This window comes from Mycolicibacterium aurum, assembly GCF_900637195.1.
Taxonomy (GTDB): domain Bacteria; phylum Actinomycetota; class Actinomycetes; order Mycobacteriales; family Mycobacteriaceae; genus Mycobacterium; species Mycobacterium aurum.
Window position 1 is genome coordinate 3,378,419 of the sequence record NZ_LR134356.1, and the last position, 14,356, is coordinate 3,392,774.

The following is a 14,356-nucleotide window of genomic DNA, read 5'->3' on the forward strand; positions in this document are numbered from 1 at the left end:
TCGCAAGACTCACGCGCCGCCAGTCTGCCCGTCACCGGGCCTGACTGGCGGCGCGTCGTCGTCTGGGAGAGACCGCTGCAGCAGCATGGTGTCGAGCCATCGACCGTGCTTGAACCCCACCTTCGTGAGCCGGCCGGCATCGACGAACCCGCGGCGCCGGTGCAACGCCAGCGACGCATCTGCGTCGGCATCGACGACCACGGCGATCACCTGCCGGATGCCGGTGCGCAGGCAGCCGTCCAATAATGCGTCGAGGAGGCTGCCGCCGACCCCCCGCCCGGCCGCATGCGGAGCGAGATAGATGGAGTCCTCGACCGTGTGCCGGTAGGCCGGCCGGGTTTTCCACGGCGCGCAGTAGGCGTAGCCCACCACGTCGTGGTCGAGAAGCGCTGTCAGAAAAGGCAACCCGCGGTCGCGGACCGAGACGAACCGGCTGTGCATCTCGCCGCGGTCGGGCGGCTCGACCTCGAACGTGGCGACACCGGTGAGAACGTGGTGCGCATAGATTGCCGTGATGGCGTCGATATCGGCCGCGGTGGTGGGCCGGACCTCAGGTACGGCTGTTGCCTCGACATCGGCCATCCGCGTGCAGCGCTATGCGCTGACCTTCCTTCGGCTGCGCGACTTGGGCTTTGGCCGTGCCATCCCCAGCGTGTCGGCCAGGAAATGCCCGGTGTAGCTGTCGGCGTTGACCGCGACATCCTCCGGCGTGCCCTCGGCGACCACCATCCCGCCGCCGGAACCACCCTCGGGTCCCATGTCGATGATCCAGTCCGAGGTCTTGATCACGTCGAGGTTGTGTTCGATGACGATCACCGTATTGCCTTTGTCCACAAGGCCATTGATCACCGTCAGCAGTTTCCGGATGTCCTCGAAGTGCAGGCCGGTGGTGGGCTCGTCGAGGATGTAGATGGTGCGGCCGGTCGAACGCTTCTGCAGTTCGGAAGCCAGCTTCACGCGCTGCGCCTCACCGCCCGACAGCGTCGGCGCCGGCTGGCCCAGTCGCACGTATCCCAGACCCACGTCCACCAGTGTCCTGAGGTAGCGGTGAATGGACGTGATGGGCGCAAAGAACTCGGCCGCCTCTTCGATCGACATGTCGAGCACCTCGGCGATGGTCTTGCCCTTGTAATGCACCTCCAGGGTTTCGCGGTTGTACCGCGCGCCCTGGCACACCTCGCAGGGGACGTACACGTCGGGCAGGAAGTTCATCTCGATCTTGATGGTGCCGTCACCGGAGCAGGCCTCGCACCGACCACCCTTGACGTTGAACGAGAACCGGCCGGGCTGGTAGCCGCGGACCTTCGCCTCCGTGGTCGCGGCGAACAGGGTGCGGATCTTGTCGAACACCCCGGTGTAGGTCGCCGGGTTGGACCGCGGCGTCCGCCCGATAGGTGACTGGTCCACCCGGACCAGCTTGTCCAGGTGATCGAGTCCGTTGATCCGGGTGTGCCGACCGGGGACCTGCCGGGCGCCGTTGAGCTTGTTGGCCAGCACCGACGCCAGGATGTCGTTGACCAGGGTCGATTTACCGGAACCGGAGACGCCGGTGACCGAGGTCAACACGCCCAGCGGGAACGCCACGTCGATTCCGCGCAGGTTGTGTTCCCGCGCCCCGACGACGGTGAGCTGCCGTTTCTTGTCGGCGACCCGTCGAAGCTCGGGGACCTCGATCTCTTCCTTGCCCGACAGATAGGCCCCGGTGATCGACTCGGGGTTATTGAGCAGGTCCTCGTACGTGCCGCTGTGCACGATCTGGCCGCCGTGCTCGCCGGCAGCGGGGCCGATGTCGACGACCCAGTCGGCGTGGGCGATGGTGTCGAGATCGTGTTCGACGACGATCAGGGTGTTGCCGAGGTCGCGCAGGCGCACCAGAGTGTCGATCAGCCTGCGGTTGTCGCGCTGGTGCAGCCCGATCGACGGCTCGTCCAGTACGTAGAGCACGCCGACGAGCCCCGATCCGATCTGCGTCGCAAGTCGGATGCGTTGCGCCTCACCGCCGGACAGCGTCCCGGCGGCCCGGGACAGGGACAGGTAGTCCAAGCCGACGTCGAGCAGGAAGCCCAGCCGCGACTGGATCTCTTTGAGCACCTGACCGGCGATGGCGGCTTCCCTGGTGCCGAGGGTGAGCGCATTGAGGAACTCCGCGCATTCGGCGATCGACAGCTCGGCGACCTCGGCGATGGACTTGGGCCCGAAGTTCCCTGCGGTCATCGTCACGGCGAGGATCTCGGGTTTGAGCCGGGTGCCGTTGCATTCCGGGCACGGCACGTCGCGCATGAACCCTTCGAGGCGTTCCTTCATCTGCTCGGAGTCGGTCTGCTCCATACGGCGGTGCAGGAACGCCATGACGCCCTCGAAGTCCGCGTAGTACGACCGCGTGCGTCCGTAGCGGTTCTTGTAGCGCACGTGAACCTGCTCGTCGCAGCCCTCCAGGATGGCCCTGCGCGATTTGGCCGGCAGCTTCTTCCACGGGGTGTTCACGTCGAATCCGAGTTGGTCCCCCAGACCTGACAGCATCCTGGTGAAGTACTCGGCGGTGTGACCCATCGACCACGGGGCGATGGCGCCTTCGGCCAGCGTCAGATCGGGATCGGGGACGACGAGGTCGGGGTCGACTTCCTTCTTGACGCCGAGGCCGACGCATTCCGGGCAGGCGCCGTAGGGCGAGTTGAACGAGAACGACCGTGGCTCCAGGTCGTCGACGGCCAGCGGGTGGCCGTTGGGACAGGCCAACTTCTCGGAGAAGCGCTGCTCGCGATGCGGGTGGTCCTCTTCCCGGTCGACGAATTCGAGCACGACGATGCCGTCGGCGAGGTTGAGCGCGGTCTCCACGGAGTCGGTGAGACGCTGCTTGGACGACGCCTTGACGGTGAGCCGGTCGACCACGACCTCGATGTCGTGTTTCTCCTGCTTCTTCAGCTTCGGCGGATCGGTGAGCGAATGAACCACGCCGTCGACCCGTACCCGGCTGTAGCCCTGGGTGTTCAACTTGTCGAACAGGTCCACGAACTCGCCCTTGCGGGTACGGACCACCGGCGCGAGCACCTGGAACCGCAATCCCTCGTCCATGGCCAGCACCTGGTCGACGATCTGCTGAGGGGTCTGGCGGGCGATGCGCTCACCGCACACCGGGCAGTGCGGCGTGCCGGCCCTGGCGTAGAGGAGGCGCAGGTAGTCGTAGACCTCGGTGATGGTGCCGACGGTCGAGCGTGGGTTCCGATTGGTGGATTTCTGGTCGATCGACACCGCGGGTGACAGGCCTTCGATGAAGTCCACATCGGGTTTGTCCATCTGCCCGAGGAACTGGCGTGCATACGCCGACAGCGACTCGACGTACCGGCGCTGCCCCTCGGCGAAGATGGTGTCGAACGCCAGCGACGACTTACCCGACCCGGACAGCCCGGTGAACACGATCAACGCGTCGCGCGGCAGATCCAGGTCGACTCCGCGCAGATTGTGCTCCCGGGCACCTTTGACAACTAGGCGGTCAGCCACCGATGCCCTCTCTGATCCTTGCAATCACATGCCATTTACACATCGAATTCGCCGAGTGGGCGCAGTACAGAACCATGCTAAGTCCGCCCACCGACAAGTCCTCAGCCGAGCGGGTCCCACGGTGGGTGATGGCCTCGACGACGCCTCCAAACAGGGAAGTAACGTGAGTCACCATGACGGACGTCAGCGACAACTACACCGGCCACGTCGAGCCGCACACTGCTGCGCGGCGGGCCTTGCCCGGTGCATCGATCACCAAAGTGTCGGTGGGCCCCATGGACAACAACGCCTACCTCGTGACCTGTTCCCACACCGGTGAGACGTTACTCATCGACGCCGCCAACGAACCGGAGATCCTGCTTGAGCTGATCGAACGGTACGCCCCGACGCTGTCGCTGATCGTGACCACCCACCAGCATCAGGACCACTGGATGGCGCTGCAGGAGGTCGTGGACTCCACCGGCGTGCCGACGGCCGCGCACAGCCTCGACGCCGGTCCGCTGCCGGTGACACCCGACCGACTGCTGGCCGGCGGCGACACCCTCACCGTCGGTGAGCTGACCTTCGACGTCATCCACCTGCGCGGGCACACCCCCGGCTCGGTGGCGCTGGCGCTGAGCGGTGCGGCCACCGACGACCGGGTGCACCTGTTCACGGGTGACTGCCTGTTCCCCGGCGGAGTCGGCAAAACCTGGAAGGACGGCGACTTCGAACAGCTGCTCGGCGACGTCAGCAGCCGGGTGTTCGACGTCTTCTCCGACCAGACCGTCGTGTATCCGGGGCACGGCGACGATACGACGCTCGGGACCGAACGCCCGCACCTGGGCGAATGGCGCGAACGGGGTTGGTGAACAGCGGTGTGAGAAAACCGCTGAGGAAATCAGGAAGGGATCATGAATAGCGATCAGTTCAACAAGGTGCAGCGTGGCACCGGGTTCATTGCGGCGCTCGACCAGAGCGGCGGCAGCACGCCCAAGGCCTTGAAGCTGTACGGCATCGCCGAGGACGAATACTCCGGTGACGCTGGCGCCATCGACGAGACAGCGATGTTCGACCTGGTGCACCAGATGCGGTCACGCATCATCACCAGCCCCAGCTTCGACGGCGACCGCATCCTCGGGGCCATCCTTTTCGAGGACACCATGGATCGCCAGATCGAGGGCCGAGACACCGCCGACTATCTGTGGAACGTCAAGCAGATCGTGCCGTTCCTGAAGGTGGACAAGGGTCTGGCCGACGAGAAGGACGGTGCGCAGCTCATGAAGCCGATCCCCGGCCTCGACGACCTGCTTGCCCGCGCCAGCGCGAAAGGCGTGTTCGGCACCAAGATGCGCTCGGTGATCAAGCTCCCCGGTGCCGGCCTCGACGCCGTCGTGGCCCAGCAGTTCGAGGTCGGCAAGCAGATCCTCGCTGCGGGTCTGATCCCGATCATCGAACCCGAGGTGGACATCCACAGCCCCGAGAAGGCCAAGGCCGAGGATCAATTGAAGTCCGCGATCCTCACCGAACTCGGCAAGCTGGGCGACGGCCAGGACGTCATGCTGAAGCTGACGCTGCCCGACGTGGACAACCACTACCGCGAACTGGTCGAGCACCCGAAGGTGCTGCGCGTGGTGGCGTTGTCGGGTGGCTACAACCGCGACGACGCCTGCGAGAAGCTCTCAGCCAACAACGGCGTCATCGCCAGCTTCTCGCGCGCGCTCACCGAAGGGCTGTCGGCGCAACAGAGCGACGAGGAGTTCAACGCGGCACTGGACGCGGCCATCGCGACGATCGCCAAGGCGTCCGCCTCCTGACACACGACGACCCCGGGTCGGCAAAGCCGGTCCGGGGTCGTTCGTCTGTGGTGGATCAGGACGTGTGAACGATGAGCACGTCGGTCTTGGAGCGCCGTGCCACGTTCGCGGGGACCGAGCCGAGCAGGCGGCCCGCGATCGTGCTCAGTCCGACGTTGCCGACGACCAGCAGGTCGGCGTTGACTTCCTCGGCCAACTCGACGAGTGCGTCGACAGGTGCTCCGACGACCGCCTTCTCCTCGATGTTCTCGGCGCCGGCGGCCTTCGCGCGATCTTTCGCCTCCCGCAGGATCGCGTAGATCGGCGCATTGCCGGACATCTTGTAACCCTCGTCCTTGAGCACATCGGCGGCTCGGGCATCCTCGCTCTGCGGGAAGTAGGCCGTCGCGACGACCAGCTTCGCGTGCGCGCCCGCAGCGATCTGACCGGCACGGTCCACGGCACGCAGCGACGAATCGGATCCGTCCGTCCCAACCACCACCGTCTGATAGGCGGTCATCCATATCCTCCCAGTGTCAGTTGTAAGGCCAACCGAGACAGTAACCCGCTAACCGGCGAACAGGGGTGCGAATCACCACACATCGACCGCATTTCCCCTGGATTCGTCCATGCCGCGCACCCAACATCACCTTGCCCGGTGTGACGTGACGGGGCGTACACCGACCGCACACCTACCGCAATTTCGCACTGAGCCAACCGATGTCATCATCGATCCACTCGCGCGGAGGACACCGCTGTCCGCCACGCTCGGGTGGCCGGTTCCGGCCCGTCGACCGACAGCGGCTTCGACCCAACAAGCATTGTGGAACAAGGCATTCGGATCAGCTGTCGCGACCGAGAACTCGGCCGGCGGCGAAGGTGGCCGCCTCGTTGACCATTCCGTTCCACGGGTAGGCGAAATGGGCGAAGAAGTCGTTGCCCTTGGAGCAGTAGGGATCGCCGTTGGCACACATGTCGATGGCCTTGCTGCCGTACAGCGGGCTGATCTTGGTCAGCGGTCCCAGGGTGGAGATGTCGCGTGATGGATTGCCGAACACAGCGATCGCCGCGACGTGGTTGACCATCGAGTCCGGCAACGGCGAGGGCGTGAAGAACCAGATGGTGCGGTTGCCGATGGTGATCAGGTCGATCACGCCTGCCCCCTGGGACATCCCGCCGAGCACGATCTTGGTCTTGGGGCACATCCCCGCGATGTATTGCACGTGCTTGTTGGCATCGACCGCCCCGGCACTGGTCGATTTCGAGAAGTTCCAACTGGCCGGATAATTGACCGGATACACATTTACCGTCTTGCCCGGTAGTGACTTCTTGAGTGCGGTGACGAACTGTCTGCCGACGAACCCGATCCCCGGCGGGTCAGAGGTCCCGCGGGCGAAAACAACTTCGACATCCGGACAGGACGCAGCGACAGCAACGGGAGCGGTGGCGGTGGAGAACGACAGGGCCCACGCTGTCACCACCGCACTACCTAGTAATCGGGCCACCTGGCGTGCGAGCACGCGACAACGCTGACACAGATCTAGCAAATTTGATCTAGACCGCGACGCAATGGTGACGCAACGGTTGCGCTTCTGTGTTGCAAGACTGGCTGAGGCGCCGCGGAGGTGAGGATAATCACGCGACGGATCTAGAGACCGGCGCCCAGTTCCACGAGAAGGACACCGAGGATGATCAACGTGATGCCGCCGATCATTTTTCGCGTCAGCGGTTCCTGGAACAGGAACCGGGACGCGACCGCAGTCAACGCAACCCCTGCCGCCGCCCAGATGCCGTAGGCGATGCCGAGTGGCATACCTTGCCGTAGCGAGGCCCACAACGACGTGAAGGCCAGCACGTAGCCGACGAGCACCACGACGTAGAAGGCGTTCCGTCCCCTGGCCGCCACCCGGAGCGCCAGTGTCCCGGTGACCTCGCACGCGATGGCGGCGATCAGTAGCAGGTACTGCATCATTCCGTCTCCACGCGCGAACCGGTCTCCACCAGCACGACGCCCGCGATGATGCATCCCAGTCCGAGGATCATCACAGTGGTCAGCGCTTCCCCGAACAGGACCGCGGAGAGCACCGCGGTGAGAGCGACCCCGGTTGCGGCCCAGATCCCGTAGGCCACACCAAGTCCAAGTCCACGCCGGAGCACGAGGGCGAGAAACACGAACGACGCGACGTAGCCGAGGACCACCACCACGTAGAGCGCCGGTACGGTATCCGATCCTTTCAGCGACAACGTGGCGGCCACCTCACTGGAGATGGCGAGTATCAACAGAAGCCAGGTCATCGCGACTCCTCCCCCAATAGATCCAGGGCCACCGAAAGCACTTGGGGCCGTTCGTCAGAGCTCAGCGGAAACGTGTTCGAGGAATCCGCCAGCCAGGCTCCGTCGGCGAGCAGGCGGGCGGCGTGCAACCGCGCCTGCTCATCCGGGGATGCGTCGGCGGGCACCTGCACCCACTGATCGAAACGCTCGGTCCACCGCGCGAGCATGCGGTCGCCCAGCTTCGGGTCGCTGAGCATCACGAGATCGGAACGGCAGTGTCGGCTCAACAGAGCCCACCGCACGTACGCACCGAGGCGCTGCCGCGCTGTCGCCTGATCGAGCGGCACGGCGAGAAAGCTCGAGAGTTCCCGCTCCTGAGAGTCGACCACGTGATCGACCAAGGCGTCCATCAACGCCGACTTGGTCGGAAAGTGATACATCAGACCGGGTTTGGACAATCCCGACGCTTGAGCGACGGAGTCCAGGGAGACAGTCCGGCCCTCGTCGAGCAGGGCACGGGCGGTGTCGAGAATGGCGGCGGCAGACGACGGGCGTCCGCGCGGCAGAGTCGGCGGCACCGATTTACTTTACCATCCGGTTGGTAAAGTAAATCGGTGCGCCCGTGCGAGCGGATGACGGGATTCGAACCCGTGTAAACGGCTTTGCAGGCCGGTGCCTAGCCACTCAGCCACACCCGCACTGCAGCCGACAGTGCCATCACGTGCCCAGCGCGCACAGGGTTCGAATCAGGGTGATCGGTTCTGCCGACTCGTGTTTCGTATCGTGACGTTCGACGACATCGACGGTCCTCGATGCACTTACGGTGTCTTCACCGCCGGCGGGCGCCCACTGCGCACCGCCGCAACCGTCGCGACGGCAGCGAGCACCGCGAAACTGCCGAAGAGCCAGCGCGCCGCGGTGGCGTCACCGGTGTCGGTGACGTTGACGACGACACCGGCCAGCGCCGCACCGAACGCCGCCGAGATCACCTGCACGGTGTTTATCGCCGCCGCAGCGGCGGGTCCCTCCGCGGGATCGTCCACCTTGCCCATCGCCCACGCCGACAGGTGCGGCCACGCGATACCGATGCCGGCGCCGCTGACCACCAACCCCGCGGCCCACGCGGCCACCACCGCCGGTGATGCATCGTCACGTTGGGTCAGCGCGCCGATGGCCAAGCCGACTGCCATCACCACCGGAGCGACCGCGACGATTCGCACGATCAGGCGCTGGCGACTCAACGAGGCACTGCTGATCTCACCGACGGTCCAGCCGATAGCCAATCCCGCCGCGAGAAAGCCCGCGGCGACCGGCGACAGGTGGGCGAGCCGCTGACCGAACAGCGGCACGTACATGTCGACCATGGTGGCGGCCATCAGGACACCCAGCGTCAGGTAGATCCACTTCAGCGGGCCGCTGCCCCACGCGCTGGGCGGCAACACCGCTGCGGTCACCTTCCGGTCGACGACCAGGAACACACCCACCAGCGCGAAGCCCGCTGCCACCAACCCCGCGGTGGCGCGCACGTCGTGCGGTATCCCGGCGGCACTGACCAACAGCGCGGCCGCGCCGAGAAGAAGCAGGCCCGCGAGCGGGATCCGGACGCGTTCCCGAGGCACGTTCGGGGTCGCGGCCTCGCGACCGGGCAGCGCCAACGGAACCAGCAGCGACATCGCCGTGGTCATCACCACGAGAACCCCGAATGCCCAACGCCACGAGCTGTATTGGGCGAACAGACCGCCCGCAGCCGGGCCGACAAGGGTGCCGACCCCCCACATGGCGGACACCAGCGCCGACGCCTTCGTCCACAGATGGCTGGGCAACGCGGTGTTGATGACCGCGTAGCCCAGACCGGCGAGCAGTCCGCCCGCGGCGCCCTGCACGGTGCGACCCGCCAGCAGGGCTTCCATGCTCGGTGCGACCGCGCAGCCCAAGCTGCCCAGACCGAACACACTCAGTCCCAACAGATATGCCCAGCGCGGGCCAAGACGCATCAACACCGAATGCACGGTGGTCGCGGCCATCACCGATCCGACCAGATAGACCGTCGTCACCCAGGCATAGAAACGCTGGCCCCCGATGTCGGCCACCGCACTGGGCATCAGGCTGATGGTGAGGAACTCGTTGGTCGCGTACAGCGCGACACCACCGGCGAGCACCGTGGAGGCGCCGAGGTTCCTCGGGCCGAGCAGTTCGCGCCAGCTGCCGGTGGCCGGGTGCGCAGGCAGTGCGGTGTCAGTCACGGCGTTGACGGTACGACCTCAACATGGGTTGAGATCAACTCATTTGAGACCGGCCGCATCCATGCCGCGAAGCTCCTTCTTCAGGTCGGCGATCTCGTCCCGGATTCGGCCGGCCAATTCGAACTGCAGATCCCGCGCCGCGGCCATCATCTGCGCGGTGAGGTCCTTGATGAGATCGGCCAGCTCGGCGCGCGGCATGTTGGAGGTGTCGCGACCCTCGTACACGCCCGCGCTGACGGCCCGGCCCGGTTCACCCTGCGCGCGCCTGCCCCTGGAGGCGTTGCGCCCCGATCCACCCACGTCGACGGTGGCGTCGGTGTCGTCGGCTTCCCGATACACCTGGTCGAGAATGTCGGCGATCTTCTTGCGCAACGGCTGGGGATCCACCCCGTGCGCCACGTTGTAGGCGATCTGCTTGGTGCGGCGGCGATCGGTCTCCTCGATGGCCTGCTGCATCGAATCGGTGATCTTGTCGGCATACATGTGGACTTCGCCGGAGACGTTTCGCGCCGCGCGACCGATGGTCTGAATCAGGCTGCGCGGCGACCGCAGGAAGCCTTCCTTGTCGGCGTCGAGGATCGCCACCAGCGACACCTCGGGCAGGTCGAGGCCCTCCCGCAGCAGGTTGATGCCGATGAGCACGTCGTACTCCCCCAGCCGCAGCTGACGCAGCAGCTCGACGCGGCGCAGCGTGTCGACCTCCGAGTGCAGATACCGCACCCGGATGCCCATCTCGAGCAGATAGTCGGTGAGGTCTTCGGCCATCTTCTTCGTCAGGGTGGTGACCAGCACACGTTCGTCGCGTTCGGTGCGCTTGCGGATTTCGCCGATCAGGTCGTCGATCTGGCCCTTGGTGGGCTTGACGATGACCTGCGGGTCGACCAGACCGGTGGGGCGGATGACCTGCTCGACGAACTCGCCGCCGGCCTGGCTGAGCTCGTACGCACCGGGTGTCGCGGACAGGTACACGGTCTGACCGATCCGGTCGGCGAACTCCTCCCACGTCAGTGGGCGGTTGTCGACGGCGGACGGCAGGCGGAAGCCGAAGTCGACGAGGTTGCGCTTACGCGACATGTCGCCTTCGTACATGCCGCCGATCTGCGGCACCGTCACGTGCGACTCGTCGATGACCAGCAGGAAGTCCTCCGGGAAGTAGTCGATCAGCGTCGCCGGTGCGGTACCCGGCCCCCGACCGTCGATATGGCGCGAGTAGTTCTCGATGCCGGAACAGAAGCCGACCTGGCGCATCATCTCGACGTCGTAGTTGGTCCGCATCCGCAGCCGCTGGGCTTCGAGCAACTTGCCCTGGCCCTCCAGCTCCGCCAGCCGCTCCTCCAGCTCCTTCTCGATCGACGAGATGGCCGCCGCCATGCGCTCGGGACCGGCCACGTAGTGGGTGGCCGGGAAGACCCGCAGCGAGTCGACCTTGCGGACCACGTCGCCCGTGAGGGGATGCATGTAATAGAGCGCCTCGATCTCGTCGCCGAAGTACTCGATGCGCACGGCGAGTTCTTCGTAGGACGGGATGATCTCGACCGTGTCCCCGCGCACCCGGAACGATCCCCGGGTGAACGAGACGTCGTTGCGGTTGTACTGCACGTCGACCAGTAGGCGCAGCAGAGCATCGCGTGGCACTTCGTCGCCGACGTTCAGTTCCACCGACCGGTCCAGGTACGACTGCGGCGTGCCGAGGCCGTAGATACAGGACACCGACGCCACCACCACGACATCGCGGCGGGACAACAGGCTGGATGTCGCCGAGTGCCGCAGCCGTTCGACATCGTCGTTGATCGAGCTGTCCTTCTCGATGTAGGTGTCGGTCTGCGCGATGTACGCCTCGGGCTGGTAATAGTCGTAGTACGAGACGAAGTACTCGACTGCGTTGTGCGGCAACATCTCTCGAAGCTCGTTGGCAAGCTGGGCGGCCAGGGTCTTGTTGGGCGCCATCACGAGCGTGGGACGCTGGAGGCGCTCGACCAGCCACGCGGTGGTGGCGGATTTGCCGGTACCGGTGGCCCCGAGAAGGACGACGTCGCGCTCGCCGCCGCGAATGCGGCGCTCCAGGTCGTCGATGGCTGCGGGCTGGTCACCGGCGGGTTCGAACTCGCTGACCACCTCGAAGCGGCCGCCTGCGCGCACGATCTGGTCGACCGGGCGGTGTTCGGAGTGCGCGAGCACGGGGTGTTCGGTCGCGAAAGCCATTTCACCAGGGTAGAACCACCGTCCGACAACTTCTGTTCCGCCGGGTCCTCACCGGACTCGTGAGGATCTATTGTGGACGGCATTCACGCTCCCAAGCACGAGATATTCGACCTTTCGGGCGGCACCAACACCGACCCGAAAGGCGTCGTCAGGGCGGTGGATGTCTATACCGTCGCGCCGTGGGGCCTCTACATGGCTCGGCCGGCGCCGGGACGCGCGCAGTTTCACTACCTCGAGTCGTGGCTACTGCCGTCGCTGGGACTGCGGGTGACCGTGTTCCACTTCAACCCCGGCTATGAGCGGGACCAGGATTTCTACCTCGACGTCGGCGTCTACTCCCCCGGCCCGTCCGTATGGCACGGCGAGGACCACTACCTCGATCTGGTGCTGCGCACCGGCCGCGACGTCGAGTTGGCCGACGTCGACGAGCTGCTGGCCGCAGTCGCGTCCGGCCTGCTCAGCCCCGAAGCCGGCGAGAGCGCCATCCGCACCGCGGTCGCCACCGTCGACGCGCTGGCCCGCCACGACTACGACCTGCATCGGTGGCTGTCGGCCATCGGCATGGCCCTGACGTGGCGCGACGCCTAGACTTGCGGCTGTGAGTGCGATGAGACGGACGCGCACCACCGGTGCGGTGGTCGCCGGTGCGGCGGTCGCGCTGTCCGCAATGGCGGTCTTCCCCGGTAGCGCATCGGCCCAACCCGACCCGCAGCCCGAAGTCGAAACCCCGGCGCCGGAAGTGCTGCACAACGTGACCTACCGCGTGCGGGTGGACGGGGTGTCGCGAGGGGCGACCGTGGTCTACCGCGGCGAGGATGCCCGGTTGCAGACCGCCAACCCGACGATGGTTCCCGGCCGGGTATTCGAGGTCATGACGGTGTTGCCCGGCTCGGATGTCGCCAACCTGCGACTGTCCATCGACTGGCCGTACTCGGCAAACCTGCACTGCGAGATCCTCGTCGACGACGCCGTCGTCGCCCAGGCCGACGACTTCATCGCACCCCGCGTGCTCCCGCAACGAGACGATCCCGACTACGGTGCGCTGACGTGTGAAGCTCCCGTGAGCGGCCTCGCGAACGTGTCGCCGGTCGATCCGCCCCCACCCCCGCCGCCGGTCGAACCGGCGCCGCCGCCTCCCGCTTAGGCGCCGGGCCGCCAGCCGGCGGTGTCCGCCCACTCCCACGCCCTGCGGTAGGCGTCGAGGAACCAGGGCTCCTTCGCCTCGGCGTACGCGCCCGTGGTCAGGTGTCCCTGGGCGGCGACCCGGCGCTTGAGCTCCTGGTAGTCGGACCGCACCGCGGGATTGGCCGCCAGCCAGTCGGCGAACAGCAGAGCGAATTGCTGATTGGGCCAACCGTCGACTCGCACATGCACATTGGTCGGGCGGCCCGGATCGGCGGAGCAGTACAGCCTCTTGTGCCACAGGTGGTCGGCGTCGGTGTGATCGAACTCCGGCACGGTGCTTCGCGCATCCGGCTTGCCGGTGTCGCTCGTGATCGGCGTACCGACATACCCGGCCGCCAGCAGCGCGTCGGACACCTCGTCGGCCACATCCAGGGCGGCAACGCTCACCTGGATGTCGATCACGTCCTTGGCGTCCAGCCCAGGGATCGCGGTGGAGCCGATGTGGTCGACCCGAGTCGCGCGATGCCCGAAAGTGGTCCGCAGCCGCGCGAGGATGCGCTGCGCCTGCGCGGCCCAGTCCGGATCCGCAGGCACCAGATGGGGTACCGCGTGCGCCGGTCGACCGGCTTCGACATTGTCGGCGAACGGCCGGATGCGCTCGTGCCACAACGCCCGAGCCTTTCCGACGAGATCTGCGGCGCTTCCCGAGTTGTCCAGCCAGACGTCGGCGACCGCGCGGCGCTGCTCCTCGGTGGCCTGCGCGGCGATCCGGGCCCGCGCATCCTCTTCGGTGAAGTTCCGGTATTCGATGAGCCGCTTCACGCGCAGCTCCGGGTCGGCGTGCACGATGACCACAAGGGGGAACATCGGCGCCATCTGCGATTCCACCAGCAGCGGGATGTCCTCGACGATCACCGCGTCCGAGGCGGCGGCCGAGATCAGCTCCGAACGCCGGTGCGCGACAAGCGGATGCACGATGCCGTTCAGGGTCTGCCGCTTCTCCTCGTCGCTGAACGCGATCGCCGCGAGAGCGGGTCTGTTCAGCGCTCCGTCGGGCAGCAGGATCTCGTCGCCGAACGCGTCCACCAGGCCGGCCAAGCCGGGCGTACCCGGTTCGACGACTTCGCGGGCGATGACGTCCCCATCGACGACGACGCCGCCGAGCTCACTGAACGTGGCGGACACCGTCGACTTGCCCGCTCCGATTCCTCCGGTCAACCCAATACGTAGCACGGCACC

Annotated in this window: 14 protein-coding genes and 1 tRNA gene; 4 read left to right on the forward strand and 11 right to left on the reverse strand. The window is 66.3% G+C overall.

Annotated elements, in window-relative coordinates:
* Positions 1 to 9: 9 nt before the first annotated feature.
* Positions 10 to 582, reverse strand: coding sequence for a GNAT family N-acetyltransferase (locus tag EL337_RS15855; RefSeq protein ID WP_048631226.1), 573 nt, complete (start codon positions 580 to 582; stop codon positions 10 to 12).
* 12 nt (positions 583 to 594) lie between these two features.
* Entirely contained in the window at positions 595 to 3,498 is a 2,904-nt protein-coding gene (uvrA, locus tag EL337_RS15860) for an excinuclease ABC subunit UvrA (protein WP_048631227.1), read from the reverse strand.
* Between the two features lie 173 nt (positions 3,499 to 3,671).
* Between uvrA and EL337_RS15865 the strand changes: the two genes are divergently transcribed.
* Together EL337_RS15865 and EL337_RS15870 are read left to right on the forward strand one after the other, a co-directional pair.
* On the forward strand, positions 3,672 to 4,349 hold the full coding sequence (locus tag EL337_RS15865) for an MBL fold metallo-hydrolase (RefSeq protein WP_048631229.1): 678 nt from the start codon (positions 3,672 to 3,674) through the stop codon (positions 4,347 to 4,349).
* Between the two features lie 42 nt (positions 4,350 to 4,391).
* Positions 4,392 to 5,294 (forward strand): fructose bisphosphate aldolase, encoded by a 903-nt coding sequence (locus tag EL337_RS15870; protein WP_048631230.1) that lies wholly within the window; start codon positions 4,392 to 4,394, stop codon positions 5,292 to 5,294.
* Between the two features lie 55 nt (positions 5,295 to 5,349).
* Here the strand turns inward: EL337_RS15870 and EL337_RS15875 are convergent, their stop codons facing one another.
* The 8 genes from EL337_RS15875 to uvrB all read right to left on the reverse strand — a co-directional run bounded on the left by EL337_RS15875 (position 5,350) and on the right by uvrB (position 11,992).
* Positions 5,350 to 5,793: a universal stress protein gene (locus EL337_RS15875; RefSeq protein ID WP_048631231.1), complete on the reverse strand. Its 444-nt coding sequence runs from the start codon at positions 5,791 to 5,793 to the stop codon at positions 5,350 to 5,352.
* 322 nt (positions 5,794 to 6,115) lie between these two features.
* Complete coding sequence (locus tag EL337_RS15880; RefSeq protein WP_083442994.1) at positions 6,116 to 6,793, reverse strand: cutinase family protein; 678 nt, start codon at positions 6,791 to 6,793, stop codon at positions 6,116 to 6,118.
* A gap of 128 nt (positions 6,794 to 6,921) precedes the next feature.
* Positions 6,922 to 7,242, reverse strand: a complete 321-nt coding sequence (locus EL337_RS15885; RefSeq protein WP_197724281.1) for a DMT family transporter — start codon at positions 7,240 to 7,242, stop codon at positions 6,922 to 6,924.
* The gene (locus tag EL337_RS15890; RefSeq protein WP_048631234.1) at positions 7,242 to 7,568 is read right to left on the reverse strand and encodes a DMT family transporter; all 327 of its coding nucleotides are present in this window, start codon (positions 7,566 to 7,568) and stop codon (positions 7,242 to 7,244) included. The genes EL337_RS15885 and EL337_RS15890 overlap by 1 nt, the downstream gene beginning before the upstream one ends.
* Positions 7,565 to 8,125, reverse strand: coding sequence for a TetR/AcrR family transcriptional regulator (locus EL337_RS15895; protein ID WP_109519799.1), 561 nt, complete (start codon positions 8,123 to 8,125; stop codon positions 7,565 to 7,567). Before EL337_RS15895 ends, EL337_RS15890 begins: the two co-directional genes overlap by 4 nt.
* 49 nt (positions 8,126 to 8,174) lie before the next feature.
* A tRNA-Cys gene (locus EL337_RS15900) sits at positions 8,175 to 8,245 on the reverse strand.
* 120 nt (positions 8,246 to 8,365) lie between these two features.
* Positions 8,366 to 9,790: an MFS transporter gene (locus tag EL337_RS15905; protein ID WP_048631235.1), complete on the reverse strand. Its 1,425-nt coding sequence runs from the start codon at positions 9,788 to 9,790 to the stop codon at positions 8,366 to 8,368.
* 39 nt (positions 9,791 to 9,829) lie between these two features.
* Positions 9,830 to 11,992 carry an excinuclease ABC subunit UvrB gene (gene uvrB / locus EL337_RS15910; protein WP_048631236.1) on the reverse strand — a complete coding sequence of 721 codons (2,163 nt, stop codon included), beginning with the start codon at positions 11,990 to 11,992 and terminating at the stop codon, positions 9,830 to 9,832.
* An 81-nt stretch (positions 11,993 to 12,073) separates the two neighbouring features.
* On the opposite strand from uvrB, the gene EL337_RS15915 reads away from it, so the two are divergent.
* Entirely contained in the window at positions 12,074 to 12,580 is a 507-nt protein-coding gene (locus tag EL337_RS15915; RefSeq protein WP_083442998.1) for a ribonuclease FAU-1 family protein, read from the forward strand.
* A 19-nt stretch (positions 12,581 to 12,599) separates the two neighbouring features.
* Positions 12,600 to 13,136, forward strand: a complete 537-nt coding sequence (locus EL337_RS15920; RefSeq protein ID WP_109519800.1) for a hypothetical protein — start codon at positions 12,600 to 12,602, stop codon at positions 13,134 to 13,136.
* On the opposite strand, the gene coaE is transcribed toward EL337_RS15920, so the two are convergent.
* Entirely contained in the window at positions 13,133 to 14,350 is a 1,218-nt protein-coding gene (gene coaE, locus EL337_RS15925; RefSeq protein ID WP_048631238.1) for a dephospho-CoA kinase, read from the reverse strand. The two genes, EL337_RS15920 and coaE, sit on opposite strands and share 4 nt — an antisense overlap.
* Positions 14,351 to 14,356 lie beyond the last annotated feature (6 nt).

Bases quoted from the DNA above. Each gene is read 5' to 3' on its own strand.
- EL337_RS15855 (WP_048631226.1), bottom strand. From the start codon at position 582: ATGGCCGATGTCGAGGCAACAGCCGTACCTGAGGTCCGGCCCACCACC.
- EL337_RS15865 (WP_048631229.1), top strand. From the start codon at position 3,672: ATGACGGACGTCAGCGACAACTACACCGGCCACGTCGAGCCGCACACT.
- EL337_RS15870 (WP_048631230.1), top strand. From the start codon at position 4,392: ATGAATAGCGATCAGTTCAACAAGGTGCAGCGTGGCACCGGGTTCATT.
- EL337_RS15875 (WP_048631231.1), bottom strand. From the start codon at position 5,793: ATGACCGCCTATCAGACGGTGGTGGTTGGGACGGACGGATCCGATTCG.
- EL337_RS15885 (WP_197724281.1), bottom strand. From the start codon at position 7,242: ATGCAGTACCTGCTACTGATCGCCGCCATCGCGTGCGAGGTCACCGGG.
- EL337_RS15890 (WP_048631234.1), bottom strand. From the start codon at position 7,568: ATGACCTGGCTTCTGTTGATACTCGCCATCTCCAGTGAGGTGGCCGCC.
- uvrB (WP_048631236.1), bottom strand. From the start codon at position 11,992: ATGGCTTTCGCGACCGAACACCCCGTGCTCGCGCACTCCGAACACCGC.
- EL337_RS15920 (WP_109519800.1), top strand. From the start codon at position 12,600: ATGAGACGGACGCGCACCACCGGTGCGGTGGTCGCCGGTGCGGCGGTC.